This window comes from Rhodococcus sp. IEGM1428 (genome assembly GCF_050321865.1).
GTDB lineage: Bacteria > Actinomycetota > Actinomycetes > Mycobacteriales > Mycobacteriaceae > Rhodococcoides.
In genome coordinates, this window is the sequence record NZ_JBNQFW010000004.1 from 578,229 (window position 1) to 604,907 (window position 26,679).

23 protein-coding genes and 1 rRNA gene are annotated in these 26,679 nt (G+C 64.5%); 21 read left to right on the forward strand and 3 right to left on the reverse strand.

Annotated elements, in window-relative coordinates; all coding sequences use genetic code 11:
* The first annotated feature begins 2 nt into the window (after window positions 1-2).
* Window positions 3-2,933: an excinuclease ABC subunit UvrA gene (gene uvrA, locus ACQR3T_RS20965; protein ID WP_032379507.1), complete on the forward strand. Its 2,931-nt coding sequence runs from the start codon at window positions 3-5 to the stop codon at window positions 2,931-2,933.
* A gap of 79 nt (window positions 2,934-3,012) precedes the next feature.
* Here uvrA and ACQR3T_RS20970 read toward each other — a convergent pair whose 3' ends face one another.
* Window positions 3,013-3,399 carry a DUF1844 domain-containing protein gene (locus ACQR3T_RS20970; RefSeq protein ID WP_032404077.1) on the reverse strand — a complete coding sequence of 129 codons (387 nt, stop codon included), beginning with the start codon at window positions 3,397-3,399 and terminating at the stop codon, window positions 3,013-3,015.
* 382 nt (window positions 3,400-3,781) lie between these two features.
* Here ACQR3T_RS20970 and infC point away from each other — a divergent pair, with 382 nt between their 5' ends.
* From infC to ACQR3T_RS21055, 17 genes are all read left to right on the forward strand, one after another.
* Window positions 3,782-4,522, forward strand: coding sequence for a translation initiation factor IF-3 (gene infC / locus ACQR3T_RS20975; protein WP_052058412.1), 741 nt, complete (start codon window positions 3,782-3,784; stop codon window positions 4,520-4,522).
* Between the two features lie 116 nt (window positions 4,523-4,638).
* Window positions 4,639-4,833 carry a 50S ribosomal protein L35 gene (rpmI, locus tag ACQR3T_RS20980; protein WP_008715923.1) on the forward strand — a complete coding sequence of 65 codons (195 nt, stop codon included), beginning with the start codon at window positions 4,639-4,641 and terminating at the stop codon, window positions 4,831-4,833.
* A gap of 86 nt (window positions 4,834-4,919) precedes the next feature.
* Window positions 4,920-5,309, forward strand: coding sequence for a 50S ribosomal protein L20 (gene rplT, locus ACQR3T_RS20985; protein WP_032378959.1), 390 nt, complete (start codon window positions 4,920-4,922; stop codon window positions 5,307-5,309).
* 38 nt (window positions 5,310-5,347) lie between these two features.
* The gene (locus ACQR3T_RS20990) at window positions 5,348-6,154 is read left to right on the forward strand and encodes a TrmH family RNA methyltransferase (RefSeq protein ID WP_037177608.1); all 807 of its coding nucleotides are present in this window, start codon (window positions 5,348-5,350) and stop codon (window positions 6,152-6,154) included.
* A 73-nt stretch (window positions 6,155-6,227) separates the two neighbouring features.
* Window positions 6,228-7,295, forward strand: a complete 1,068-nt coding sequence (pheS, locus tag ACQR3T_RS20995; protein ID WP_428694700.1) for a phenylalanine--tRNA ligase subunit alpha — start codon at window positions 6,228-6,230, stop codon at window positions 7,293-7,295.
* A 55-nt stretch (window positions 7,296-7,350) separates the two neighbouring features.
* On the forward strand, window positions 7,351-9,837 hold the full coding sequence (pheT, locus tag ACQR3T_RS21000) for a phenylalanine--tRNA ligase subunit beta (RefSeq protein ID WP_428694701.1): 2,487 nt from the start codon (window positions 7,351-7,353) through the stop codon (window positions 9,835-9,837).
* 69 nt (window positions 9,838-9,906) lie between these two features.
* Entirely contained in the window at window positions 9,907-10,458 is a 552-nt protein-coding gene (locus ACQR3T_RS21005; RefSeq protein ID WP_037177616.1) for a hypothetical protein, read from the forward strand.
* Window positions 10,459-10,510: 52 nt separating this feature from the next.
* Window positions 10,511-11,566: an N-acetyl-gamma-glutamyl-phosphate reductase gene (argC, locus tag ACQR3T_RS21010; RefSeq protein WP_428694702.1), complete on the forward strand. Its 1,056-nt coding sequence runs from the start codon at window positions 10,511-10,513 to the stop codon at window positions 11,564-11,566.
* Window positions 11,563-12,801: a bifunctional glutamate N-acetyltransferase/amino-acid acetyltransferase ArgJ gene (argJ, locus tag ACQR3T_RS21015; protein ID WP_428694703.1), complete on the forward strand. Its 1,239-nt coding sequence runs from the start codon at window positions 11,563-11,565 to the stop codon at window positions 12,799-12,801. Before argC ends, argJ begins: the two co-directional genes overlap by 4 nt.
* Window positions 12,798-13,712 (forward strand): acetylglutamate kinase, encoded by a 915-nt coding sequence (gene argB / locus ACQR3T_RS21020; protein WP_032378953.1) that lies wholly within the window; start codon window positions 12,798-12,800, stop codon window positions 13,710-13,712. The genes argJ and argB overlap by 4 nt, the downstream gene beginning before the upstream one ends.
* Complete coding sequence (locus ACQR3T_RS21025) at window positions 13,709-14,914, forward strand: acetylornithine transaminase (RefSeq protein ID WP_428694704.1); 1,206 nt, start codon at window positions 13,709-13,711, stop codon at window positions 14,912-14,914. The genes argB and ACQR3T_RS21025 overlap by 4 nt, the downstream gene beginning before the upstream one ends.
* Window positions 14,911-15,846, forward strand: a complete 936-nt coding sequence (gene argF, locus ACQR3T_RS21030) for an ornithine carbamoyltransferase (protein WP_037177622.1) — start codon at window positions 14,911-14,913, stop codon at window positions 15,844-15,846. Before ACQR3T_RS21025 ends, argF begins: the two co-directional genes overlap by 4 nt.
* Window positions 15,843-16,358 carry an arginine repressor gene (locus tag ACQR3T_RS21035; protein ID WP_032378950.1) on the forward strand — a complete coding sequence of 172 codons (516 nt, stop codon included), beginning with the start codon at window positions 15,843-15,845 and terminating at the stop codon, window positions 16,356-16,358. Before argF ends, ACQR3T_RS21035 begins: the two co-directional genes overlap by 4 nt.
* Before the next feature lie 51 nt (window positions 16,359-16,409).
* The gene (locus tag ACQR3T_RS21040; RefSeq protein WP_032378949.1) at window positions 16,410-17,609 is read left to right on the forward strand and encodes an argininosuccinate synthase; all 1,200 of its coding nucleotides are present in this window, start codon (window positions 16,410-16,412) and stop codon (window positions 17,607-17,609) included.
* Window positions 17,606-19,054 carry an argininosuccinate lyase gene (gene argH / locus ACQR3T_RS21045; RefSeq protein ID WP_428694705.1) on the forward strand — a complete coding sequence of 483 codons (1,449 nt, stop codon included), beginning with the start codon at window positions 17,606-17,608 and terminating at the stop codon, window positions 19,052-19,054. The genes ACQR3T_RS21040 and argH overlap by 4 nt, the downstream gene beginning before the upstream one ends.
* A gap of 109 nt (window positions 19,055-19,163) precedes the next feature.
* Entirely contained in the window at window positions 19,164-22,181 is a 3,018-nt protein-coding gene (locus tag ACQR3T_RS21050) for an AMP-binding protein (protein ID WP_428694706.1), read from the forward strand.
* Window positions 22,182-22,287: 106 nt separating this feature from the next.
* The gene (locus ACQR3T_RS21055; protein ID WP_032378947.1) at window positions 22,288-22,494 is read left to right on the forward strand and encodes a Trm112 family protein; all 207 of its coding nucleotides are present in this window, start codon (window positions 22,288-22,290) and stop codon (window positions 22,492-22,494) included.
* Window positions 22,495-22,507: 13 nt separating this feature from the next.
* On the opposite strand, the gene ACQR3T_RS21060 is transcribed toward ACQR3T_RS21055, so the two are convergent.
* Together ACQR3T_RS21060 and ACQR3T_RS21065 are read right to left on the reverse strand one after the other, a co-directional pair.
* The gene (locus ACQR3T_RS21060) at window positions 22,508-23,263 is read right to left on the reverse strand and encodes an ABC transporter permease (protein WP_428694707.1); all 756 of its coding nucleotides are present in this window, start codon (window positions 23,261-23,263) and stop codon (window positions 22,508-22,510) included.
* Window positions 23,260-23,991, reverse strand: a complete 732-nt coding sequence (locus ACQR3T_RS21065; RefSeq protein ID WP_428694708.1) for an ABC transporter ATP-binding protein — start codon at window positions 23,989-23,991, stop codon at window positions 23,260-23,262. Before ACQR3T_RS21065 ends, ACQR3T_RS21060 begins: the two co-directional genes overlap by 4 nt.
* A 72-nt stretch (window positions 23,992-24,063) precedes the next feature.
* Here ACQR3T_RS21065 and ACQR3T_RS21070 point away from each other — a divergent pair, with 72 nt between their 5' ends.
* The 3 genes from ACQR3T_RS21070 to ACQR3T_RS21080 form a co-directional block, all read left to right on the forward strand.
* Entirely contained in the window at window positions 24,064-24,717 is a 654-nt protein-coding gene (locus ACQR3T_RS21070) for a DNA-3-methyladenine glycosylase (protein ID WP_428694709.1), read from the forward strand.
* Window positions 24,718-24,755: 38 nt separating this feature from the next.
* Window positions 24,756-26,030 (forward strand): tyrosine--tRNA ligase, encoded by a 1,275-nt coding sequence (gene tyrS, locus ACQR3T_RS21075; protein WP_428694710.1) that lies wholly within the window; start codon window positions 24,756-24,758, stop codon window positions 26,028-26,030.
* A gap of 566 nt (window positions 26,031-26,596) precedes the next feature.
* Window positions 26,597-26,679, forward strand: a 16S ribosomal RNA gene (locus ACQR3T_RS21080); the annotation flags it as partial.

Below are 26,679 nucleotides of genomic sequence, written 5' to 3' on the forward strand. Positions count from 1 at the left end.
CAGTGGCGGATCGCCTGATAGTGCGAGGTGCACGAGAGCACAATCTGCGGGGAGTCGACATCGACCTGCCTCGTGATGCGCTGATCGTGTTCACAGGTCTGTCCGGCTCGGGCAAGTCGTCCCTCGCCTTCGACACGATCTTCGCCGAAGGTCAGCGTCGCTACGTGGAGTCGCTGTCCGCCTACGCGCGGCAGTTCCTCGGCCAGATGGACAAGCCGGACGTCGATTTCATCGAGGGGCTCTCGCCTGCGGTCTCCATCGATCAGAAGTCGACCAACCGCAATCCACGGTCGACCGTCGGCACCATCACCGAGGTCTACGACTACCTTCGGCTGCTGTACGCCCGTGCCGGCACGGCGCACTGCCCGGTGTGTGGTGAACAGATCGCGAAGCAGACTCCGCAGCAGATCGTCGATCAGGTGCTGGACATGGAGGAGGGTCTGAAGTTTCAGGTCCTCGCTCCGGTGGTCCGTACCCGCAAGGGTGAATTCGTCGATCTGTTCGACTCTCTCAACACGCAGGGTTACTCCCGTGTGCGCGTGGACGGCGTCGTACACCAGCTCACCAGTCCTCCTGTTCTCAAGAAGCAGGAAAAGCACGACATCGAGGTCGTCGTCGACCGCCTGACCGTCAAGTCCAGCTCGAAGCAGAGGTTGACGGATTCGGTCGAAACCGCCCTTCGACTTGCGGACGGCATCGTCGTTCTGGACTTCGTCGACCGCGACGAGAACGCTCCGGACCGCGAACGCCGGTTCTCCGAGAAGCTCGCGTGCCCCAACGGTCACCCGTTGTCCATCGACGATCTCGAGCCACGATCCTTCTCGTTCAACTCGCCGTACGGTGCCTGCCCCGACTGCGTCGGACTCGGCGTACGCAAGGAGGTCGATCCCGAGCTCGTCGTTCCCGACGGCGATCTCAGCCTCGCCGACGGAGCCATCGCACCGTGGTCGATGGGCCAGACATCGGAGTACTTCGGCCGCCTGCTGTCCGGGCTCGCCGACGCGATGGGGTTCGATCTGAATGCACCGTGGAACAAGTTGCCCGCCAAGGTCAAGCGAGCGGTCCTCGAAGGCAGCGACCACCAGGTGCACGTGAAGTACAAGAACCGTTACGGCCGTACGCGCTCGTACTACGCCGAGTTCGAGGGAGTGATGCCGTTCCTGCATCGTCGTCTCGAGCAGACCGAGTCCGAGCAGATGAAGGAACGCTACGACGGGTACATGCGCGATGTGCCGTGCCCCACGTGCAACGGTGCCAGGTTGCGGCCCGAGATCTTGTCGGTCACGATCGCGGCAGGCGACTTCGGTCCGAAGTCGATCGCCGAGGTGTGCGAGCTGTCGATCGCCGATACCGCGAACTTCCTGAACAGCCTCACCCTCGGTCGTCGTGAGGAGGCGATCGCGGGCCAGGTACTCAAGGAGGTGCAGGCGCGCCTCGGCTTCCTGCTCGACGTCGGCCTGGAATACCTCTCACTGGCTCGAACGGCCGGCTCCCTGTCCGGCGGAGAGGCCCAGCGAATCCGGCTCGCCACCCAGATCGGATCGGGCCTCGTCGGCGTTCTCTATGTGTTGGACGAGCCTTCGATCGGTCTGCACCAGCGAGACAACCGTCGGTTGATCGATACGCTGACCCGGCTCCGCGACCTCGGAAACACGCTGATCGTCGTCGAGCACGACGAGGACACCATTCGTACCTCCGACTGGATCGTCGACATCGGGCCGTTGGCCGGTGAGCACGGCGGCCGCGTCGTGCACAGCGGCTCGTACGAGGACCTGTTGACCAACGAGGAATCTCTGACCGGCGCGTACCTTTCCGGGCGGATGGAGATTCCACTGCCGGACACCCGCCGCGTCGTCGACAAGAAGCGTCTGGTGACCGTCGTGGGTGCCCGCGAACACAATCTGCGCGGTATCGACGTGAGCTTCCCCCTCGGGGTGCTCACCTCGGTCACCGGAGTGTCCGGTTCGGGCAAATCCACGCTTGTCAACGACATCCTCGCGACCGTGATGGCCAACAAGCTCAACGGTGCCCGCCAGGTTCCCGGTCGGCACACCCGGATCAACGGACTCGACCAACTCGACAAACTCGTCCGGGTCGACCAGTCGCCCATCGGACGCACGCCGCGCTCCAACGCGGCAACCTACACCGGGGTCTTCGACAAGATTCGTACGTTGTTCGCAGCCACCACCGAGGCCAAGGTGCGCGGCTACCAGCCCGGGCGGTTCTCGTTCAACGTCAAGGGCGGTCGGTGCGAGGCATGCTCGGGCGACGGCACTCTCAAGATCGAGATGAACTTCCTCCCGGACGTCTACGTTCCGTGCGAGGTCTGTGAGGGCGCGCGGTACAACCGCGAGACACTCGAGGTGCATTACAAGGGCAAGACCATCGCCGAGGTTCTGGACATGCCGATCGAGGAGGCCGCGGACTTCTTCGAGGCCATCACCTCGATCCATCGATACCTCAAGACACTTGTCGAGGTCGGTCTCGGATACGTGCGGCTCGGTCAACCGGCCACCACCTTGTCCGGTGGTGAGGCGCAACGCGTCAAACTGGCCGCTGAATTGCAGAAGCGGTCCACCGGCCGCACCGTCTACATTCTCGACGAGCCGACCACCGGCTTGCACTTCGAGGACATCCGGAAGCTGCTCGGCGTGGTGAACGGTTTGGTGGACAAGGGCAATACCGTGATCGTCATCGAGCACAACCTCGATGTCATCAAGGTCTCCGACTGGGTGATCGACATGGGGCCCGAGGGCGGTTCCGGTGGCGGAATGGTTGTGGCGCAGGGTGATCCGGAGGCCGTGGCGGCTGTGCCGGAAAGCTACACGGGTAAGTTCCTGCAGGAAGCGCTCACTCGTGAGTCGGTTGTCTCGCAGCCGGTGAAAGCCGCCCCGAAGAAGCGCAGGCCGCGAAAGGTCGCCGCAGTCCGGTAGCGCCCGCGAACGACGAACGCCGCATCCGGTAGTGCACCGGATGCGGCGTTCGTGTTCGGGTGGTCGTCGATGCTCTCGCTCAGTGCACCGGACCGGTGTACTTCTCGCCTGGGCCCTTTCCTGGCTCGTCCGGGTGGGCCGATGCTTCCCGGAATGCGCGCTGCAGTGCTTGCAGTCCATCGCGAATGGGTCCGGCATGGGGGCCGAGGTACTCGACCGACGCGGTGACCAGGCCTGCCAGTGCGGTGATGACACGTCGTGCCTCGTCGAGGTCCAGGTAGGGGCTCTCGGCGGGATCCGGCTCGGAGAGTCCCAACTTCTCGGCTGCGGAACTCATCAGCATGACCGCAGCGCGGCTGATGACCTCGACCGCGGGGACCTCGGCGAGTTCACGGACTTCGGGCTCGGTGCCGACTGGGTCGACACCCGCGGGATCGCCATCGGCGGGAGTGGGGGAGCTGGTCATGCCTACGAGAATCCCACGCCGCCTGCGGCCGGGAGAATCGGGTGCCGACGAGTTCGGGGGCAATCGGGCTCGATTGTCGGTTTGTCGAATCTGCTGGTAGTGTGACTCGACGACCGTCTTCGGCGTGCGCTCCTCGATGGAGTTCACCGCACGGAGGCAGCAAGTGGAGCCCGACTCCCACCGGCACGTAGCCTTCAACAAGCTACTTCCGGTCCGGTCGCACGATGGAGATCTTCACAGGTTTCCGGCGTGCTTCCTCCCAGTGAGGAGACTGTACGACGACAGTTGTCGTGCGGGTCGACCGGTCGACATCGGGCCCTGCTATCGGTTCACACCGAGAGCGGGGTTTTTTCTTTGTAGCGGTTCGTATCGCTGCTCGGGAATGTCGAGGATCGACGGCAACGGGCTGTGCCAGTGGCAGGCGGTCGGGTTACACACCACACCGCACTACCTAGGAGGCCCCATCAGCACTGAGACCCGCATCAACGATCGCATCCGAGTTCCCGAGGTCCGGCTTGTCGGACCGGGCGGTGAACAGGTGGGGATCGTGCGTGTTGAAGATGCACTCCGCTTGGCTCTCGAAGCCGACCTCGATCTTGTCGAGGTAGCTCCCGACGCACGTCCGCCGGTCTGCAAGATCATGGACTACGGGAAGTTCAAGTACGAGGCTGCGCAGAAGGCGCGCGAATCGCGCAAGAACCAGACGCTCACCGTCATCAAGGAGCAGAAGCTTCGCCCCAAGATCGACGCGCACGACTACGAGACCAAGAAGCGCAACGTCGTTCGCTTCCTCGAAGCCGGCTCGAAGGTCAAGGTCACCATCATGTTCCGCGGTCGCGAGCAGTCGCGACCCGAACTCGGTTTCCGTCTGCTGCAGCGTTTGGGCGCGGACGTCGCGGAGCTCGGCTTCGTGGAGACCTCGGCCAAGCAGGACGGCCGCAACATGACGATGGTGTTGGCGCCGCACAAGGGTGCCAAGACTCGCGTCAAGGCACAGGAGAGCGCAGCGGCACCGCCCGCGCAACGCGCACCGGCTCCCGCGCCGGAACAGCCCGCCGATGCAGCCCCGGCTGCCGAGGCACCGGCCGCAGCAGCTCCGGCTACTCCGGCGCAGACCAACTGAGCTTCGTGCTCTACCAGTAAGACAGCCCTACAACTGCTTCGGTGCACAGGTTTTCCGTTGCGCTGTACGGCTGTGCCATGCAACACCGAAGAGCTATTACAGAAGAAGAGGATTTCATGCCCAAGCAGAAGACCCACAGTGGTGCCAAGAAGCGATTCAAGGTGTCCGGCAGCGGCAAGATCCTGCGCCAGAAGGCCGGCCGTCGCCACCTGCTCGAGCACAAGCCCACCAAGGTGACTCGTCGCCTCGATGGTGTCGCCGTTGTCAAGAAGGCCGACGTGCCGCGGATCAAGCGCCTTCTCGGTATCTGATCCGGCCCGCCGCCGACTGATCTCGGTCGGCTTCATCCCTTACCATTCGGGGTTTTCACACACCCCCAGATCGACAGGATTCACCAGTGGCACGCGTAAAAAGGGCCGTCAACGCCCAGAAGAAGCGCCGTTCGATTCTCGAAGCGTCCAAGGGCTACCGCGGACAGCGCTCACGTCTGTACACCAAGGCCAAGGAGCAGCAGCTCCACTCGCTCACCTACGCGTACCGGGACCGCCGCGCGCGCAAGGGTGATTTCCGCAAGCTGTGGATCACGCGTATCAACGCTGCGGCACGGGCCAACGACATCACGTACAACCGCTTCGTCCAGGGCCTGAAGGCCGCGGGCGTCGAGGTCGATCGCAAGATCCTCGCCGAGCTCGCTGTGTCGGATGCCGCGGCTTTCGCAAGCCTGGTCGCCATCGCCAAGGCTGCACTGCCTGCCGATGTCAACGCTCCTGCCGGAGAAGCAGCCTGAGCGAGTCGCCGTACGACGATTCAACTCCGAAACGACCCGTGGATTCGCTGACCGAGCGAACACCGCGGGTCGTTTCGGCCGTCAAGCTCGCGCGTGCCGCGGAACGCAAGAAGACCGGGCAATTCCTCGCCGAGGGGTTCAATGCGGTCTCCGAGGCCGCAAAGTCCGGGCTGGTCCGCGAGCTGTTCTTCACCTCGGATGCCTTCGAGCGTCACCACGCCTTGATTTCGTCCATCGAGGCCGGCGGCGCACGAGTCTTTCCGATCACCGACCGCGCCGCGAAAGCGCTGTCCGACACCGTCACGCCGCAGGGGCTCGTCGCGGTCACCGGACTGGTCGACGTCTCGCTCGGTCGTGCGTTGGCCGACGGTCCGCGTCTGGTAGCGGTACCGGTAGAGGTCGCCGAGCCGGGCAACGCAGGGACGGTCATCCGCGTCGCAGACGCCGCCGGAGCGGATTCGGTTGTCTTGCTGGGTGACTCGGTGGATCCTCACAACGGCAAGTGCGTCCGCGCGTCAGCGGGCAGTGTGTTTCATCTCCCGATCGCTAGGGAACGTTCGATCGAATCCGGAATCGAGGCGTTACGCAGCGCGGGTCTGTCGATCGTGGCGACGGCCGCCGACGGTGAGGTCGACTTGGACGACGCCGACGAACTGCTCAGCCGGCCGACCGCGTGGTTGTTCGGCAACGAGGCACACGGGCTGCCCGAGTCGGTGGCTCGCGACGCCGATCACCGCATCCGGATCCCGATCCACGGCCGCGCCGAGAGCCTCAATTTGGCAACTGCCGCAGCGATCTGCCTGTACGCGAGCGCCCGGGCCCAGCGACGCTCCGAGACCTCGTGAGCACCTCTCGCCTAGGATCGATACCTGTCTGCCTCGTGCAGACACCGACTATTACTCGAGGAGTGCAGCTGTCGTGGCGAAGAAAGATGTCGGACCCGAGCCGGTAGATCCGAGCGTTTTGGAGGAATCTGCGCTCGGATCCGCAGTGGACTCGGCGGAGCAGGCGTTCGCCGACGCAACGAATCTCGATTCCTTGACCAAGGTCAAGATCGACCACGTGGGGGGCAAGGCTCCGTTGGCGCTGGCGCAGCGCGCACTCGGATCTATACCGGGTGAGCAGAAGGCCGACGCGGGCAAACGCGTCAAGGCAGCGCGCGACCGGGTGCAGAAGGCCTTCGACGAGCGACGTGCCATTCTTTCGGCCGAGCGGGACGCGGCAATCCTGGTGGCTGAAACCATCGACGTGACGCTACCGACCGGACGGGCTCCGGTCGGTGCTCGGCATCCGATCACGATCATCGCCGAACAGGTTGCGGACGTGTTCGTCGGAATGGGCTGGGAGGTCGAAGAAGGCCCCGAGGTCGAGACCGAACATTTCAATTTCGACGCGCTCAACTTCCTGCCCGACCACCCGGCGCGCACGATGCAGGACACGTTCCACATCGCGCCCGAGGGATCGCGACAGGTGTTGCGCACTCATACCTCGCCGGTGCAGGTGCGGTCGATGCTCTCCCGTGAACTCCCGATCTACGTGGTCTGCCCGGGGCGGACATTCCGCACGGACGAACTCGACACGACGCACACTCCGGTCTTCCATCAGGTGGAGGGTCTCGCCATCGACAAGGGTCTGACCATGGCGCACCTGCGTGGAACGCTGGATGCGTTCGCCAAAGCGTTGTTCGGCAACGACACCCGCACGCGGATGCGGCCGAACTACTTCCCGTTCACCGAGCCGTCGGCCGAGGTCGATGTGTGGTTCCCCAAGAAGAAGGGCGGGGCCGGTTGGGTCGAGTGGGGTGGGTGCGGGATGGTCAACCCGAAGGTGTTGCAGGCCAGCGGCATCGACCCCGAGGTGTACACCGGATTCGCATTCGGAATGGGCCTCGAACGCACGCTTCAGTTCCGCAACGACATCCCGGACATGCGCGACATCGTCGAAGGCGACATCAGATTCACGCTGCCCTTCGGTGTTCGGGCCTGACGCCGCTTCACACCCGCCCCACTTCTTCTCGGATACAAGAAAGAGCTGAGCACACGTGCGAGTCCCACAATCCTGGCTGACCGAGGTCCTGCACGCGGGGACTCCCGACTGGGCTGTCTCGCCCGAGGAGCTCGACGCCGGTTTCGTGCGGGTCGGTTTCGAGGTCGAAGAACTCGAATCGCTGGACAACGTGACCGGACCACTGGTGGTGGGCCGGGTGAGTTCGATCGAGGAACTGACCGAGTTCAAGAAGCCGATTCGGTTCTGCCTGGTGGATGTCGGGGCCGACGAGCCACAGGAAATCGTCTGTGGTGCACGAAATTTTGCCGAAGGTGACCTGATCGTCGCCGCTCTGCCGGGCAGCGTTCTGCCCGGCGGATTCGCCATCGCATCGCGCAAGACGTACGGCCGCAATTCCAACGGCATGATCTGCTCGACGCTCGAGCTCGGACTCGGCCGAGACCACTCCGGCATTCTGGTGCTGCCTGCAGACACGGCCGCACCGGGTGACGACGCCAAAGAGGTTCTGGGGCTGAAGGACTCGGTCATCGAGCTGAACGTGACCCCGGATCGCGGTTACGCCTTCTCGGTCCGCGGACTGGCCCGTGAGCTGGCGTGCAGCTTCGACTTGCCCTATGTGGACCCGGCACGGACGATGCCCACCGAGGTCACCGGTGATGCATGGTCGGTTACCGTCGAATCGAACTCGGGCGCATCACGATTCGCGTTGCGCAAGATCGTCGGCATCGATCCCACGGCGACCACTCCGTGGTGGATGCAGCGTCGCCTGCTTCTGGCCGGCGTGCGCCCGATCTCGGCTGCTGTCGACGTCACCAACTATGTGCTCCACGAGCTCGGCCAGCCGCTGCACGCGTTCGATGCGGCCAAGCTGAACGGCGATCTCGTCGTCCGCCGTGCGAACGCGGGGGAGAAGCTGACGACACTGGACGGAGTCGAGCGGTCACTCGATCCCGAGGACGTCGTCATCGCCGACGGGTCGGGAGCCATCTCGTTGGCCGGCGTCATGGGCGGGGAGTCCACCGAAGTGGACGATGCGACCACCGAGGTCGTACTCGAAGCAGCGTCGTTCGATCCGCTCGCGGTGTTCCGAACGGGCCGCCGCCACAAGCTGTCCAGTGAGGCGAGCAAGCGTTTCGAACGGACCGTGGACTCTGCTCTTCCGGTCGCAGCGCTCGATCGTGCGGCACAGTTGCTGGTCGAGATCGCCGGTGGCCGGATCGAGCCGGTGTTGACCGACATCGGCGAGGCTGCCGAGTACCCGGCAGTCACGATGGACTTCGATCTGCCCGACCGAATTGCCGGCGTGCAGTACCCCAACGGAACCGCTGCCCGACGGTTGACGCAGATCGGCTGCAGAGTCGACGTGTCGGTCGACGATGCCGGGCACGGTCAACTGACCGTGACGCCGCCGTCGTGGCGACCGGACCTGGTGCAACGCGCCGACCTGGTGGAAGAGGTGCTGCGACTGGAGGGCCTCGAGAAGATCCCGTCGGTACTGCCGTCGGCCCCCGGCGGTCGTGGCCTCACCGCTGAGCAGAAGCGCAGACGAGCGGTCGGCAAGGCGCTCGCGTTCTCCGGATACGTCGAGGTATTGCCCCCGGTGTTCCTGCCCAAGGGCGTCTTCGACACCTGGGGTCTGGACAAGGACGATCCACGGCGTGCCACCACCTCGGTCCTCAATCCGCTCGAGGCCGATCGCCCCGAGCTCGCGACCACAGTGTTGCCGGGGTTGCTCGAGATGCTGAGCCGAAACATCGCCCGCGGTCAGCGTGACGTGTCGCTGTTCGGAATTGCCCAGGTTGTGCTTCGGCACGATGCCACTGCTGCGGTGGACGCGCTGCCGGTGGATCGTCGTCCCACCGACGACCAGATCGCCATGCTTCGAGGGTCGTTGCCGGCGCAGCCGGTGCATGTGGGCGTGGTGCTCACCGGTCAGCGTGAGCTGTCGGGTCCGTGGGGCCCGGGCCGCGCCGCCGATGCAGCCGACGCTTTCGCTGCGGTACGCACAGTGGCCGAGGCGGCCGGCGTTCACGTCGATCTTCGTGCCGCCCAACATCTTCCGTGGCATCCCGGTCGGTGTGCCGAGGTACTGCTCGACGGCGAGGTCGTGGGATATGCAGGCGAACTGCACCCGGCGGTCCTCGAGCGGGCAGGTTTGCCGCCGCGTACGTGTGCTGTGGAGCTGAGCCTGAGCGCTCTGCCTGTTGTCGAATCGCTCCCGGCCCCCGAGGTGTCGCCGTATCCGGCGGTGCTCCAGGACGTTGCCGTAGTGGTCGATGCCTCCGTGCCTGCTGCGTCCGTCGAGGCGGCGCTCACGATCGGCGGCGGCGATCTGCTCGAATCGATCCGGTTGTTCGACGTCTACGAGGGCGAACAAGTCGGCGAAGGTCGCAAGTCTCTGGCGTTCGCGTTGCGGTTCCGTGGAACCGACGGCACGTTGACCGAGGATCAGGCCACTGCTGCCCGCGATGCTGCGGTCGAAGCCGCAGCCAAAGCCGTCGGAGCCGAGCTTCGTAGCTGATCTGTCGGCGGCCGGACCGTCGGTTCCGTAGCGTGGAGTCACGAACGCCCACGGTGACGGGAGCAACGAATGAGTGAATCCGGAGCAGACGGCACGGCGTCCGATCTGCAGGTTGTGCACGACGTCCTCGCGGCGGTGGCCGGTCGGCCGCGGCTGGCCCCGGTAGCGGCTGCGGCCGCTGCATTGGCCGCGGAGTTGGGCACCGTCGAGCCCGAACCTGCTGGACCCGATCGCGGTGCGCCGCCGGGAACGGTGCCCGATGTCGACGTTCCACAGGTCACGAGGCCTCGGATCGATCAGCCGCTCGGAGATCCGCCGCCCGGGGCTCCGCTGGGCGGCACGGTGCCGGGCATCATCGATGCGGAATTGGTCGACGATATGCCCGTCGGCGCAGGCGGTGGGTATACGGGCGACGCAGTCGGCGGCTTCACCGAATCCGGGGTGCCCACCTGGGACGGTGTCCGCGACAAAGTGGACCATCGCTCGGGAACGGCCGTCGGAGCGGAGGAGTTGGACCGGGAGTCCCGGGCCGGTCGGGATCTGGACAAGCAGTGGAACGACCGTCAGGAAGCCGGCCGCAAGAAGCTCGACGAGATCCGTAAGTCCATGGGCGGAAGCTGACACACCGGACCCGTTCATGAATGAGCTTGCATGATGCTGCATAATAAACCGCATGACTATTTCGGAGGCCGTGCCGAGGCGCATTGCGGTAGCGGGCGCAAGTGGGTACGCCGGCGGTGAAATTCTTCGGCTTCTGCTCGGACACCCAGCGGTGCGCGACGGTTCGCTGGTCATCGGTTCGCTGACGGCCGGCGGCAATGCCGGGTCCACGCTCGGAGAGTTCCATCCGCATCTGTTGCCGCTGGCCGACCGGGTTCTCGGTCCGACCACCGTCGATGAGCTGGCCGGCCACGATGTCGTGTTCCTCGGGCTCCCGCACGGCAAGTCCGCCGAGCTTGCACTTGCGCTGCCCGAGTCGGTGGTGATCATCGACTGCGGTGCCGACTTCCGCCTCACCGACGGTGCGGCCTGGGAGAAGTACTACAAGAGTCCGCATGCAGGCAGCTGGCCGTACGGGTTGCCGGAGCTGCCGGGCCTCCGAGAGCGGTTGGTCGGTGCGACCCGCATCGCGGTTCCCGGGTGCTATCCGACGGTGTCGTCTCTCGCGCTCGCGCCTGCCGTCGCCGCCGGCATCATCGAGCCGCGGGTCAATATCGTTGCCGTGAGCGGTACATCGGGTGCCGGTCGAGCTCCCAAGGCCGACCTCCTGGGCTCGGAGGTGATGGGCTCGGTTCGGGCGTACGCGGTGGCGGGTGCCCACCGACACACGCCGGAGATCGTGCAGAACTTGTCGGCCGTTGCCGGGACTGCGGTTGCGGTGTCGTTCACGCCCGTTCTCGCGCCCATGCCCCGCGGAATTCTGGCCACCTGTACCGCGATCACCACTGCCACTACAGAGAAGGCGGTCGAGGTGTACGAAAAGGCTTACGCTGCAGAACCCTTCGTGCACGTGCTTCCCGCCGGCCGTCTTCCTCAGACCGGTTCGGTGATCGGGTCGAACGCCGTACAGATGAGCGTGTCGGTCGATGCCGACGCAGGCCTGCTCGTCGTCATTGCGGCCATCGACAACTTGGCCAAGGGAACGGCGGGAGCCGCCGTTCAGTCCATGAATCTTGCACTGGGAATCACCGAGACCGATGGTCTCTCTACCGTAGGAGTAGCGCCATGAGCAGCGTTCGGAGTGAGGCGGATACCGTCGGCACGGTCGCGGGGAAGCTGGTCCGCACTCAAGGTGTCACCGCTCCCGCCGGGTTCCGCGCGGCCGGAATTCCTGCCGGTATCAAGGTAAGTGGCAGGTCGGATCTCGCTCTGGTGTTCAACGAAGGACCCGACTTCGCGGCAGCGGGTGTGTTCACCCGCAACAAGGTCAAGGCCGCTCCGGTGCTGTGGTCCCAGCAGGTGCTCTCCACCGGGCGGTTGCGGGCGGTGATTCTGAACTCCGGTGGTGCCAACGCCTGCACGGGTGCGCCTGGGTTCCAGGATGCGCATCGTACGGCCGAGGAAGTTGCGTCCGCACTGAGCAATTGGGGTTCGGAGACCGGGGCCATCGAGGTTGCCGTGTGCTCGACGGGTCTGATCGGCGATCGGCTGCCGATGGACAAGCTGCTGCCCGGTGTGACCGAGGTGGTGCACGAACTCGCAGGCGGCATTTCGGGTGGTACCGATGCGGCGTACGCGATCATGACCACCGACACCGTGCCGAAGCAGGCGGCGATTCATCACGCCGACAAGTGGAACGTCGGCGGTATGGCCAAGGGTGCCGGCATGCTGGCACCCTCGCTGGCCACGATGCTCAGCGTCATCACCACCGATGCGGTCGCCACCGCGGAACAGCTCGACAAGGCCCTGCGAGCGGCCACTCGGCTGTCCTACGATCGGCTCGATGTCGACGGCGCGTCCTCGACCAACGACACGGTGCTCCTGCTGTCGTCCGGGGCCAGTGGAGTGGCACCGTCTCAGGAAGACCTCGACGCCGCGGTCCTGGCGGTGTGCGACGACTTGGCCGATCAGATGATGGCCGACGCGGAGGGCGTGACCAAGCGAGTCAAGATCACCGTGTCGGGTGCGGCGTCGGAGGACGAGGCCCTGGTCGGCGCACGGACCGTTGCCAGGGACAGCTTGACCAAGACGGCTCTGTTCGGTTCGGACCCGAACTGGGGACGGGTGCTCGCTGCGATCGGTATCGCGCCGATCGAACTCGACCCCGACCGAATTGCTGTGTCGTTCAACGGCAATCCCGTGTGCATCGACGGCGTCGGCGCGCCGGGTGCTCGTGAGGTCGACCTGTCCGGTGTCGATATCGCCGTGACCATAGATCTCGGTCTCGGTGCCGGTTCGGCCACCATTCGAACCACCGACCTGTCGCACGCATACGTCGAAGAGAATTCGGCGTATTCGTCATGACCTCGGCAGCCCTGCAGTTGACGGCCGCGCAGAAGGCGTTCACTCTCGCCGAGGCTTTGCCCTGGTTGCAACGATTCTCGGGTAAGACCGTCGTGGTGAAGTACGGCGGAAACGCCATGATCGACGATGATCTCAAACGGGCGTTCGCCGCCGACATGGTGTTCCTGCGTACCGTCGGAATCCATCCCGTCGTCGTACACGGTGGTGGCCCGCAGATTTCGGCGATGCTCACCAGGCTCGGGTTGACGGGCGAGTTCCGCGGCGGATTCCGCGTCACGACGCCCGAGGTCATGGATGTCGTGCGAATGGTGCTGTTCGGGCAGGTCGGCCGTGAACTGGTCGGCTTGATCAACAGTCACGGGCCGTATGCCGTCGGCATCTCGGGCGAGGACGCACACCTGTTCACGGCGACCCGGCGAACCGTGCTCGTCGACGGCGACCAGACCGACATCGGTCTGGTGGGCGACGTCACCTCGGTGGATCCGAAGGCGATCTTCGATCTCATTGCGGCCGGACGTATTCCGGTGGTCTCCACCATCGCTCCCGACCGCGACGGCGTCGTGCACAACATCAACGCCGACACCGCCGCCGCCGCACTGGCGAGTGCCATCGGTGCCGAAAAACTGGTTGTGCTCACCGACGTCGAGGGTCTGTACACCGCGTGGCCCGATCGCACCTCGCTGACGTCCGAAATCGATGCGTCTGCGCTCGATGCGTTGCTGCCCTCGCTCGACGCCGGGATGGTGCCGAAGATGGAAGCGTGCTTGCGCGCCGTTCGAGCAGGTGTGCCGACTGCACACGTCATCGACGGGCGCGTCGAACATTCGGTTCTGGTGGAACTGTTCACCGGCCAGGGGATCGGCACCATGGTCACCCCCGATCACACTTCTACGTCAGGAGTCACGCCATGACCGGCACGGAGTCCACGCTCGATCTTCAACAGCGGTGGTCGAATTCGCTGATGGACAACTACGGTGTGCCGCGTGTGGCGCTCGTACGCGGTGACGGTGCAGTGGTGACCGACGCCGACGGCAAGCAGTACCTCGACCTTCTCGCCGGTATCGCCGTGAACATCCTGGGCCACGCCCATCCGGCGGTGATCGAGGCGGTCAACACGCAGCTGTCCACTCTGGGACACACCTCGAATCTGTATGCCACAGAACCCGGTATCGCGTTGGCCGAGCAATTGCTCGCGCACCTCGGTGCCGGGGCCACCGGGCGAGTGTTCCTGTGCAACTCGGGAACCGAGGCCAACGAGGCAGCGTTCAAGATCGCTCGCCTGACCGGTCGTCCCAACACCGTGGCAGCCGAGAAGTCCTTCCACGGGCGGACGATGGGAGCTCTTGCACTCACCGGACAACCCGACAAGCGCACTCCGTTCGAGCCGATGCCCGCGGGCGTGCAGCACGTGCCGTACGGCGATGTGGCCGCACTCGAGGCCGTCGTCGATTCCGATACCGCCGCAGTGTTTCTCGAACCCATCATGGGTGAGGGCGGTGTGGTGGTACCACCCGAGGGATACCTCCTTGCTGCGCGTGAGATCACCGCGAAACACGGTGCGTTGCTCGTGCTCGACGAGGTGCAGACCGGAATCGGTCGAACGGGATGGTTCTACGCACATCAGTCGGTCGGCATCGTGCCCGACGTGATCACACTCGCGAAGGGCCTGGGCGGTGGCCTTCCCATCGGTGCATGCATCGGTATCGGAGCCGCGGGGGAACTGCTGCATCCGGGTAAGCACGGCACCACGTTCGGTGGTAATCCCGTGTGTGCCGCTGCCGCGCTTGCGGTGTTGCGCACCATCGCCGACGAGGATCTTCTCTCTCACGCCGACAGCATCGGCAAGACCATCGCTCACTCCATCGAGGCCCTCGAACACCCTCTCGTCAGCCATGTCCGGGGATCGGGGCTCCTCCTGGGAGTCGTGCTCACCGCGGCGATCGCACCGGCGGCCGAGGCGGCCGCGCGAGACGCAGGCTTTCTTCTCAATGCGGCGCAGCCCGATGTGTTGAGACTCGCACCACCACTGATCATCACCGAAGAGCAAGCCGCGTCGTTCGTGACGGCACTACCGGCAATTCTCGACGCAGCACAGGAGGCTCATCAGCCATGACCGTTCAGCACTTTCTCCGAGACGACGACGTCACCCCACAGCAGCAGGCCGAGATCCTCGCTCTGGCCGCCGAACTCAAGCGTGCGCCGTTCTCGAAGCGCCCGCTCGAGGGGCCGAAGGGAATCGGCGTCATCTTCGAGAAGAACTCCACCCGGACTCGCTTCTCCTTCGAACTGGGCATCGCGCAACTGGGCGGGCATGCCGTCGTGGTCACCGGAAGCGATACGCAACTCGGTCGCGAAGAGACGTTGCAGGACACCGGCCGGGTGCTCTCGCGCTACGTCGAGGCCGTCGTGTGGCGCACCTTCGGGCAGAAGCGGCTCGAGCAGATGGCGACCGGCGCAACGATTCCCATCGTCAACGCCCTGTCGAACGAATTCCACCCGTGCCAGGTACTCGCCGATCTGCAGACCCTGATCGAGCACAAGGGGAACCTGAAGGGGCGCACGTTGGCATATTTCGGTGACGGTGCCAACAACATGGCGCACTCGCTGCTCATCGGCGGAGTGACGGCAGGGCTGAACGTCAGGATCGCCGCGCCCAAGGATTTCGTTCCGCTCGGATACGTTCTCGACGCCGCCCGTGCGCGCGCCGAGGAAACCGGGGCCACCATCACCGTCACCGAGGATCCGGCCGAGGCCGCAGCCGGTGCCGACGCGCTGGTCACCGACACCTGGACGTCGATGGGTCAGGAGAACGACGGTCTCGATCGTGTCGCCCCTTTCCGGCCGTATCGAATCGACTCCGATCTCCTGTCCAAAGCCCAGTCCGACGCTGTTGTGCTGCACTGCCTCCCGGCACATCGCGGCGAGGAGATCACCGACGAGGTGCTCGACGGTCCACAGAGCGTCGTGTGGGACGAGGCGGAGAACCGTCTGCACGCGCAGAAGGCACTGCTGGTCTGGCTCCTCGACAAGGCTCAGCGACCATGAGCGAGGACGTCAGTGCGGTGCCGTTGACCGCGTCGACCCGGGCGGGCAGGCAGGCGCGAATCATTGCGCTGCTGGCCACGCATCAGGTACGCAGTCAACCGCAGCTGGCGTCGTTGCTCGCAGCCGAGGGGATCGACACCACTCAGGCCACGCTCTCGCGGGATCTCGAGGAATTGGGTGCGGTGAAACTGCGCGCCCCGGACGGTGGAGTGGGCGTGTACGTCGTGCCCGAGGACGGCAGTCCGGTCCGCGGAGTGTCCGGTGGCACCGACCGCCTCCTGAAGTTGCTGGGGGAGTTGTTGGTATCCACCGATCACAGCGGAAACCAGGCCGTGCTCCGAACGCCGCCGGGCGCGGCGCACTACTTGGCCAGCGCTCTGGATCGTGCAGCAATGCCCGAGATCGTCGGGACCATTGCAGGAGACGACACGATTCTGTTGATAGCCCGCGAGCCACACACCGGTGGTCAGGTCGCGGACAAGATCGAAAAGCTTGCTCGACGCGGTAACTGAGATCCGGTTACCCATCATGCGCAACCAGAACAACGAAGGAGCTTGAACACCATGGCCGAACGCGTCATCCTCGCCTATTCCGGCGGACTCGACACCTCTGTCGCCATCAGCTGGATCGGGCGGGAGACCGGCAAGGAGGTCGTCGCTGTCGCCATCGATCTCGGGCAGGGCGGCGAGGACATGGACGTCGTGCGTCAGCGTGCACTCGATTGCGGCGCAGTCGAATCCGTCGTTGTCGATGCCCGGGACGAGTTCGCGGACGAGTACTGCCTGCCGACAGTGCAGTCCAATGCGCTGTACATGGATCGCTACCCGCTGGTGTCGGCCATCAGCCGTCCGTTGATCGTCAAGCACCTCGTCGAGAACGCGCGGGCTCACGGCGGAACCGTTGTTGCACATGGGTGCACAGGCAAGGGCAACGATCAGGTTCGGTTCGAGGTCGGCTTCAACACGCTCGCCCCCGAGCTCGAGGTGCTGGCACCCGTTCGCGACTACGCGTGGACGCGCGAGAAGGCGATCAAGTTCGCCGAGGAGAACGACATCCCGATCAACGTGACCACCAAGTCGCCGTTCTCGATCGACCAGAACGTCTGGGGGCGTGCGGTCGAAACCGGTTTCCTCGAAGACCTGTGGAACGCTCCGACCAAGGATGTCTACGACTACACCGAGGATCCGACGGTCAACTTCCAGGCCCCGGACGAACTGATCGTCTCCTTCGACAAGGGCCGTCCCGTCGCGATCGACGGCCGTCCGGTCTCGGTACTCGAAGCGATTCAAGAGCTCAACACTCGGGCGGGCGCGCAGGGTGTGGGCCGCCTGGACGTCGTCGAGGATCGGCTCGTCGGTATCAAGAGTCGTGAGATTTACGAGGCACCGGGTGCCATGGTGCTCATCCGCGCGCACGAGGAGCTCGAGCATGTGACACTCGAGCGCGAACTGGGCCGCTACAAGCGACATACCGATCAGAAGTGGGCAGAGCTGGTGTACGACGGGCTGTGGTATTCCCCGCTCAAGGGTGCTCTCGACACGTTCGTCCAGCACACGCAGGAGCACGTGTCCGGCGACATCCGGCTGGTGCTGCACGCAGGAGGCATCATCGTCAACGGCCGTCGTAGTGGCGAGTCGCTGTACGACTTCAACCTAGCTACCTACGACGAGGGCGACACGTTCGACCAGTCCGCGGCCAAGGGATTCGTTCAGCTGCACGGCCTGTCCTCGAAGATCGCAGCGAAGCGGGACCTGGGCCTGTGACGAATTCGGAGACCTCGCACGGAACCAACGAAGGTTCGCTCTGGGGCGGCAGATTCGCATCCGGACCGGCCGCCGCCATGGCGGCGTTGAGCAAATCGACGCACTTCGACTGGGTGCTCGCGCCCTACGACATCCGAGCATCGATGGCCCATGCCCGCGTGCTGAACGGTGCCGGACTGCTCACCCCGCAGGACCTCGAGACCACGCTCGACGGTTTGCAACGCCTCGCCGACGACGTCGACTCGGGTGCATTCGCGGCAGCCGAGACCGACGAGGACGTGCACGGTGCTCTCGAGCGCGGTCTCATCGATCGCGTCGGACCCGAGGTCGGTGGGCGGCTGCGTGCGGGCAGATCGCGCAACGACCAGGTGGCGACGCTGTTCCGAATGTGGCTCCGCGACGCGGTCCGCCGGGTCTCGGTCGGGGTTCTCGACGTGGTCGACGCCCTGGCAACTCAGGCTGCGGCGCATCCAACGGCCGTCATGCCGGGCAAGACTCATTCGCAGGCGGCGCAGCCGGTGCTGCTCGCGCATCATCTGCTCGCGCACACTCATCCGCTGTTGCGTGACGTCCAGCGCTTCGCGGACTTCGACAAGCGAGCGGCGGTGTCGCCCTACGGTTCCGGTGCGCTCGCCGGTTCGTCGCTCGGGCTGAGTCCGGAGAAGATCGCGGCCGAACTCGGGTTCGAGTCGTCCGCCGAGAACTCGATCGACGCCACGTCCTCGCGCGATTTCGCTGCGGAGGCGGCGTTCGTACTGGCGATGACGGCCGTGGATCTGTCTCGGTTCGCCGAGGAGGTCGTCTCGTGGAGCACCCCTGAATATGGATACGTAACCCTGGCCGACGCCTGGTCGACCGGCAGTTCCATCATGCCGCAGAAGAAGAATCCGGACGTCGCGGAGCTGACTCGTGGGAAGACCGGCCGCCTGATCGGCAATCTGACCGGTCTGTTGGCCACGCTCAAAGCTCAACCGTTGGCCTACAACCGGGATCTTCAGGAAGACAAGGAGCCGGTGTTCGATTCGGTGGCGCAGCTGGAGTTGTTGCTCCCGGCGCTCACCGGATTGACCGCGACGCTCGAGTTCCACACCGAGCGCATGGCCGAGCTGGCACCCGCCGGTTTCACACTCGCCACCGATATCGCAGAGTGGATGGTGCGACAGGGGATTGCCTTCCGCGTTGCCCACGAGGCGGCCGGAGCGTGCGTCCGGGCGGCGGAAGCGCGGGGCGTGGGGCTGGTCGATCTGACCGATGACGAGCTGGCCGCCATCGATCCGGCGCTCACTCCGGCTGTTCGCGAGGTGCTCACGGTGGAGGGTTCCATTTCGTCGCGTGATGCTCGCGGCGGTACCGCCGCGGTGCAGGTGGCGCACCAGCTCGGTGGTGTGCGGGCTACAGCGTCGACGCTTCGTGCGTGGGCCGAGGAACCGGTGTGGCAACACTAGGTGAGCAAGGGACATCCACGCCGGTTCCGTCGAATGTGATGTGAGAAGCTTTCGTCACGTGAAGACCGATGCCGGTCCTTCCGTCGGGGCCGAACGCAGGAGTGTAGTTGTGGGACTGAATGCAGACGCCGTACGTGGTCCACTGCGCCGTGCCATCGCCACGGCCCAGAACGGTCTCGAGGTCATTCGTCTCGGTGGTCTCGAAACCGAGGTGGACCCGTCGCCGTTCCGGGTGATGGACCGGGAGCCCATGTATCGGTTGCGCCGGTACTTCCCCGACGACGTGCCTGCGGATAGTCCTCCTGTGGTGCTCATTCCGCCGATGATGGTGTCCGCCGACGTCTACGACGTCACGACCGATCAGGGTGCGGCCGGCATTCTGCACGGTATGGGCCTGGACCCATGGGTGGTCGATTTCGGTTCACCCGATACCGAAGAGGGCGGGTGGAGCCGTACTCTCGCCGATCATGTCGTGGCGATCAGCGAGGTCGTCGACAAGGTGCACGAGCACACCGGCCGAGACGTTCACCTCGGTGGCTACTCGCAGGGCGGAATGTTCTGCTACCAGGCTGCTGCCTACCGGGGTGGACGAAACCTGGCCAGCCTCATCACGTTCGGGGCTCCCGTCGACACGTTGGCCGGGTTGCCGCTGGGAATCCCGGCCGGCGTGGCCACCCGGGGCGCAGAGTTTCTCGCCGATCATGTCTTCACCCGGCTGGCCGTCTCGGGCTGGATGGCGCGGACGGGATTTCAACTCCTCGATCCGGCGAAAACCGTTCGATCCCGCCTGGATTTCCTGCGGCAGTTGCACGACCGTGAGGCATTGTTGCCGCGCGAGCCGCAGCGACGCTTTCTGGCGATGGACGGGTGGGTGGCATGGTCCGGTCCGGCCGTGGCGGAGCTGCTGAAGCAGTTCGTCGTGCACAACCGCATGATGACCGGCGGGTTCGTCATCAAGGACAGATTGTTGACTCTGGCCGAACTGACGGTGCCGGTGCTGGCCTTCGTCGGTGAGGTCGACGACATCGGTCAACCCTTGGCCGTACGCGGCATCCAGCGAGCGGCTCCGCGCGCACAGGTCTTCGAAACTACCTTGCGCGCAGGCCATTTCGGCCTCGTTGTCGGCAGTACGGCAGCTGCACAGACGTGGCCGACGACGGGCAACTGGATTCGGTGGCGTGAGGATCTCGGACAGAAGCCAGAGGCTGTCCGCGTGATGGAGCGCGAGGACCACAGCGATTCCGACAGCGGTGTATCGATCACCAATCGACTGATCCACACGGCAGCCTCCATTGCCGAGGTGGGCGTCGGTGTCGGCCGCGGGCTGGCATCGGCGGCGACCGGCGCCGTGCGCGGTACCCGCGAAATCTCTTCCGAGGCCGTGCGCACGTTGCCGCGGCTCGCGCGGCTCGGACAGATGCAGCCGCACAGTCGAGTATCGCTGGGACGCTTGATCGCCGAGCAGGGACGTAAATCGCCGAACGGCGAGTGCTTCCTGTTCGACGACCGCGTGCACACCTACGACGCGGTCAACGTCCGCATCGACAACGTCGTTCGCGGTCTGATCAGTGTCGGGGTGCGCCCTGCGTCGCGCATCGGAGTGCTGATGGAGACGCGCCCCAGTGCGTTGGCCGCCATGGCAGCTCTGTCGCGGATCGGGGCAGTGCCGGTTCTGCTGCAGCCGGGCAGCGACCTGACTGCAGCACTGCGGACGGTCGATGTCGATACCGTGATCGCAGATCCCGAGAACGTAGCGGCGGCAGTCCCGGTGACACCGAATGTGCTGGTACTGGGTGGCGGTGAGACGCGTCGACTCGAGATACCGAACGGATACGAGGTGACCGATCTCGAGGCCATCGATCCCGATGCTGTGCGCTTGCCTCAGTGGTACGAGCCCGATCCGGGCCGCGCTCGTGAATTGGCCATGGTCCTGTTCACGACGACCGATCGTGGTCTGGAGCCCCGGTACATCACCAATCACCGCTGGGCACTCTCGGCCTTCGGCACCGCGACCACGGCCGCGCTCGGCCCTGGCGATACCGTGTATTGCCTTGCTCCGCTGCATCATTCGGCGGGAATTCTGGTCACGATCGGTGGCGCGCTCGCAGGTGGGTCGCGGATTGCGCTCTCTCGTGGTCTCGACCCCGAGCGGTTCAGTGAAGAGGTCTACCGCTACGGCGTGACCGTGGTCAGTTACACGTGGACCATGATGCGGCAGATCCTCGACGACGGTCGTTTCCCGGTGGATTCCGGCCATCCGGTCCGCCTGTTCATCGGCTCCGGCATGCCGGTCGGACTGTGGCGCCGCACGCTGGCACGATTCAGCCCTGCTCGGGTGCTCGAGTTCTACGCATCGACCGAGAACGACGTCATTCTGGCCAACGTGGCTGGATCGAAGATCGGCTCGAAAGGCCGCCCCCTGCCCGGCAGTGCCCGGGTTGCCCTTGCGGCCTACGACCCGATCACCGGCCGACTCGAAGAGGACGACGACGGTTTCGTTCGGCAGTGCCGCGACGACGAGATCGGGCTGCTCTTGGGTCGACCGAGCGGCGAGGGCGAAGCGACCAGCCATGTGATGCGCGGTGTCTTCGAGCCCACGGACGCATGGATTCCCACCGAGAATCTCTTCCGACGCGATTCCGACGGAGACTACTGGCTGATCGACCGCAAGGACACCGTCGTGCGTTCGGCGTGCGGCCCGGTCTACACCCAGCCCATCGTCGATGCCGTCGGCGATCTCGACCAGGTGGATTCGGCTGTGGTCTACGGCGTACACGTCAGCGTCGATCGTCCACGGTCGGTTCGTGTCGACGCGGCTGCCACCGAGGTTGCTGTCTGTGCCATCTCTCTGCAACCCGAAGCGGTGATCACCGCTCGCGCGTTGACGGATACGCTCGGCGCGCTGCTTCCGGCCGAGCGTCCGGCCATCGTGCACGTAGTGTCCGAAATCCCGGTGGGTCGCGCGTATCGGCCCAATGCGACGGCGCTGAAGGAAGCGGGCATCCCGACGCCCAGTGCCCGGTCGTGGTTCTACGACTCGGAGTCCAACAGTTACCGCCGTTTGACCAAAGCCGTTGTTGCCGAGCGTTTTGTGGGTGGGGGCGAGTCCACCGAAAAGTCCTCCTAGGAGGAACGACTCGAAAATGAGGAGTGGAGCCTGCCGGGGACGGCTCGTTCGGTAGCGTGGTCGAGTACATCACTCCGACTCGGTCGGAGCAGAACGAAGGACACTTGTGGCAATCGATTCGACACTGCTTTCCATTCTCGCGTGCCCGGTGGACAAGGGTTCGCTGTTGCTGGTCGAGGGCGAACTGCTCTACAACCCGCGACTGCGTCGCGCATATCCGATAGAGAACGGCATCCCGGTCCTGCTCGCCGACGATGCGCGTGATGTCGACGACGCCGAGCACGAGTCGATTCTGGCCCGCGCTACGTCCTAGACCGCCTTGTTGCTCACGGGGTTCGTCGACGTAGTGTCGCGGCCGCCCCGGTCAGAGCGGCAACGGTGAACGCCACGACCACAGCGATATCGGTCCACGTGCGGCCGGTGACGCCTGGGTGATGGGATATCTCTTGCAGGGCGTCCACCAAGTAGCTCAGTGGCAGAACGTTGCTGATGGCGCTCAACCAGCTCGGCATCTGACCGCGAGGTACCAGGAGTCCACAGAGGAACAGCTGGGGGATCACGACGACCGGCATGAACTGGACGGCTTGAAATTCGGTACGAGCGAACGCGCTGCACAGCAAGCCGATCGCGACGCCGAGCATTGCTGCAAGCACTGCGATCACCAGAACCCAGGCAACGGAGCCCTCGATGTCGAGCCCGAGAAATCCGAACGTGACAGCGCACGCGAGCAGGGCTTGTCCCACCGCGGCGAGCGAGAACGCGGAGCCGTAACTCGCCAGCAGGTCCAGCTTGGACATCGGCGTCGTCAGCAGGCGTTCGAGCGTTCCCGAGGTTCGTTCACGCTGCATCGAGATCGACGTGATCAGAAACATCATGACGAACGGCAGGATGCCGAGCATCGTGATCGCGATCCTGTCGAACAGCGACTGCTGGTTCGGCGGTGAGGGTACGTCTCGGTACAGGAAGTACAGCAACACCATCAGCAGAGACGGCACGAGCAGAACCATGGCAACCGATCTGTGATCGGCTCTGAGCTGGCGAAGAATTCGGCCCGTGCCCGCTGCGTAGATTCTCGCGTTCACGATTGCTGCCCCGCCGATCTGATGATCGAGAGGAATGCACGATCGAGATTCGTTTCGTTCGTCTGCTCGAGCAACGCGTCCGGGCTCGATTGAGCCAGCACGGAGCCGTCGCGCATCAGCACGAGCCGGCTGCAGTGCTCCGCCTCCTCCATCACGTGGCTCGAGACCAACACCGTCGTACCTGAGTTCGCGAGATCGGCGAAACGCGACCACAGCTCCGAACGAAGCACCGGATCCAATCCGACGGTCGGCTCGTCGAGTACCAGCAGTTCTGGTTCTGCGACCAGCGCACTGGCCAACGAGACCCGCCCCAACTGTCCACCGGAGAGTTCGCCTGCACGCGACGCCGCGTGATCGGCGAGTCCCACTGCCTCGATCGCGGAAGCCACCTCGGCGCGGCCGCGGCCGTACAGCGACCCGAAGTACTGCACGTTCTCACGAACGGTGAGGTCGCGGTAGACACTCGGTGCCTGGGTCACGTACCCGACTGTGCGACGCAACGATGCGGAGCCGGCCGGTGATCCGAGAACCGTCACGGTTCCGCTTGCCACGATCTGAGTGCCGACGATTGCGCGAATCAACGTCGTCTTCCCGCAGCCCGAGGGACCGAGCAGTCCGGTGATGGCACCGCGAGGGATTGTCAGGGACAGATTGCGCAGCACTGTTCGCTTGCCTCGGCGAACCGTCAGCCCTGTCACCTCGACAGCATGCTCCCCGGTGAACGCCATGTCGGCCTCCAGACTTCATCGGATGGTGAAGTCATAGCCCTGTCGGCGCGTCGTGGTCAAGGGCGCAGCATCATGGGATGGGTGAACGTCGCTGACTTGGAAAGTGGAGAGCCGGACGACGCAGCCCGACGCATTCTCGGGGGAACCGTCCATGCAGGTGAAGTGTCTTTGCGCATCGTGGAAGTCGAGGCATACGGCGGTCCACTCGACGGTCCGTGGCCCGACCCGGCGGCGCATTCCTTCCGTGGTTCGACACCTCGCAACGAGGTGATGTTCGGGCCGGCGGGGCGGCTGTACGTCTACCTGAGCTACGGAATGCACTTGTGCATGAACGTCAGCTGCGGTCCGGACGGGACGGCCGCCGCCGTGTTACTCCGGGCAGGTGAAGTGGTGGCCGGTCATGACATCGTCGAGGGCAGGCGCGCCGGCCGCAGTCCACGGTCTGCACGGGTGGAGGCCGGGTGGGCCCGCGGGCCGGGCAATCTCGGTCGAGCCTTGGGCGTCTCGCTGGCGGACAACGGAACGGAACTGTTCGACGCCTCGTCCGCCGTCACCCTCCAGCTACTCCCGCACCCGCTGCCGGAGCAGGCTGTCGCGTCCGGCCCACGCGTCGGGGTGAGTCTGGCAGCTGACCGACCGTGGCGCTTCTGGATTCGTGGATCTTCGGCGGTATCGAGCTACAAACGCAGTCCCCGCGCCGCGGTGCCCGGTGGCCTGGAGGCCTGACCGACGGGTCGATGCGTGCATGCGGGAAGATCGACGTCGTGAGTGAGAACATCATCGACGAAATGACCTGGCGCGGACTGATCGCGCAGTCCACCGATGTGGACGCGCTGAGGGAGGCGACGTCCGAGGGTCCGATCACGCTGTATTCCGGTTTCGATCCGACCGGTCCGTCGCTGCACGCAGGGCACTTGGTGCCGTTGCTCGCTCTCAAGCGGTTTCAGCGGGCCGGACATCGGCCGATCATTCTCGCCGGCGGAGCGACGGGACTGATCGGTGACCCTCGCGACGTGGGGGAGCGGACCATGAATTCTCCCGAGGTCGTCACCGAGTGGGCAACGCGAATTCGAGGTCAGCTCGAGCGTTTCGTCGACTTGGACGACAGCCCCACGGGTGCGGTGGTGGTGAACAATCTGTCGTGGACGGGCGAGCTGTCCGCCATCGATTTTCTACGCGATATCGGCAAGCATTTCTCGATCAACGTGATGCTCGCCCGCGAGACGGTCAAGAACAGGCTCGAGAGCGACGGAATGTCGTACACCGAGTTCAGCTACATGCTGTTGCAGGCCAACGACTACGTACAGCTACGCCGGGAGTACGGCTGCAGTCTTCAGATCGGTGGCTCCGATCAGTGGGGCAACATCATTGCCGGTGTCGAACTGAACAGACGCCAGGATGCCGAAGCGGTCCACGCAATGACCGTTCCCCTGGTCACGTCTGCCGATGGAAAGAAGTTCGGCAAATCCACCGGTGGCGGCAGCCTGTGGCTCGACCCGGAGATGACGAGCCCGTACGCCTGGTACCAGTACTTCGTCAATACCGGTGACGCGGACGTCGTGAAGTACCTGCGTTGGTTCACCTTCCTGTCGAAGGAGGAGTTGGCCGAACTCGAAGTCGCCACTTCGGAGCGTCCGCACGCGCGCGAAGCACAAAAACGTCTCGCCGCAGAAATGACCACCCTCGTACACGGGGAAGAGTCGACTCGATCGGTCGAACTCGCCAGTCAGGCACTTTTCGGACGTGCAGAACTGGCAGAACTCGACGAGAAGACTCTCGCCGCCGCGTTGCAGGAAGCATCTGTGGCCGACATCGAGGTCGGTGCTCCGAACACCATCGTGGATCTGCTTGTCGCCACGGGACTGAGCGAAAGCAGAGGCGCGGCCCGGCGTGCGGTCAAGGAGGGCGGCGCCTCGGTCAACAACGTCAAGATTTCCGACGAGGACTGGACGCCCGGTGCGGACGATCTACTGCACGGACGGTGGCTGGTGGTTCGACGCGGAAAGCGGAACTTCGCAGGCGCGCGGGTCTCGAGCTAGCTTCGCGCGTTGTCAGTGGCCGGAGTCACATCCATGTAATTTGGTTACGACGCCCGTCAGGTGGGTAGTTGAACAGTTGCGACCAGGCTGTTCACACGATTCGCGTGTGAACGACCTGGGGATTTGACGCGTTGTTATCCGGGGCGTAACTTTGTCCAGGTCAGAGCGACACGGACGCCAGCCCAGACCGCAAGGCCTGAGCGAAGCGGAGTTCGCTTTCGACGACATGGAGAGTGGAGCCGCAAGGTTCGACTTCCCTGGATGAGAAGCCAGTTTGACTGTGCTCGATCATCTGATCTAAGCTGGAACGGTTGCCCCGGACATCTACGAGCATCTGCTCATCGTTGAATGGTGTGTGCGTGTTCTTTGAGAACTCAACAGTGTGTCGATGAATGTCAGTGCCGAATTTTTGTTTGGTGAAAGCATTCGATGTATCAATCATCCGCTTGTGGTGGTTGTTGTCGGGTGTTGTTGAAAAAATGCTAGTTGAGTTTATTTGCTAGTGATTTGACTTGATGTCTTTGACTGATTCGCAGCCTCTTCGGGGGTTGTTGTTTCGCAGGTCTTTTACGGAGAGTTTGATCCTGGCTCAGGACGAACGCTGGCGGCGTGCTTAACACATGCAAGTCGAGCGGTAAGGCCTTTCGGG

Bases quoted from the DNA above. Each gene is read 5' to 3' on its own strand.
- ACQR3T_RS20970 (WP_032404077.1), bottom strand. From the start codon at position 3,399: ATGACCAGCTCCCCCACTCCCGCCGATGGCGATCCCGCGGGTGTCGAC.
- infC (WP_052058412.1), top strand. From the start codon at position 3,782: ATGTCGAGGATCGACGGCAACGGGCTGTGCCAGTGGCAGGCGGTCGGG.
- rpmI (WP_008715923.1), top strand. From the start codon at position 4,639: ATGCCCAAGCAGAAGACCCACAGTGGTGCCAAGAAGCGATTCAAGGTG.
- ACQR3T_RS21005 (WP_037177616.1), top strand. From the start codon at position 9,907: ATGAGTGAATCCGGAGCAGACGGCACGGCGTCCGATCTGCAGGTTGTG.
- argC (WP_428694702.1), top strand. From the start codon at position 10,511: ATGACTATTTCGGAGGCCGTGCCGAGGCGCATTGCGGTAGCGGGCGCA.
- argJ (WP_428694703.1), top strand. From the start codon at position 11,563: ATGAGCAGCGTTCGGAGTGAGGCGGATACCGTCGGCACGGTCGCGGGG.
- argB (WP_032378953.1), top strand. From the start codon at position 12,798: ATGACCTCGGCAGCCCTGCAGTTGACGGCCGCGCAGAAGGCGTTCACT.
- ACQR3T_RS21025 (WP_428694704.1), top strand. From the start codon at position 13,709: ATGACCGGCACGGAGTCCACGCTCGATCTTCAACAGCGGTGGTCGAAT.
- argF (WP_037177622.1), top strand. From the start codon at position 14,911: ATGACCGTTCAGCACTTTCTCCGAGACGACGACGTCACCCCACAGCAG.
- ACQR3T_RS21035 (WP_032378950.1), top strand. From the start codon at position 15,843: ATGAGCGAGGACGTCAGTGCGGTGCCGTTGACCGCGTCGACCCGGGCG.
- ACQR3T_RS21040 (WP_032378949.1), top strand. From the start codon at position 16,410: ATGGCCGAACGCGTCATCCTCGCCTATTCCGGCGGACTCGACACCTCT.
- ACQR3T_RS21065 (WP_428694708.1), bottom strand. From the start codon at position 23,991: ATGGCGTTCACCGGGGAGCATGCTGTCGAGGTGACAGGGCTGACGGTT.
- ACQR3T_RS21070 (WP_428694709.1), top strand. From the start codon at position 24,064: ATGGGATGGGTGAACGTCGCTGACTTGGAAAGTGGAGAGCCGGACGAC.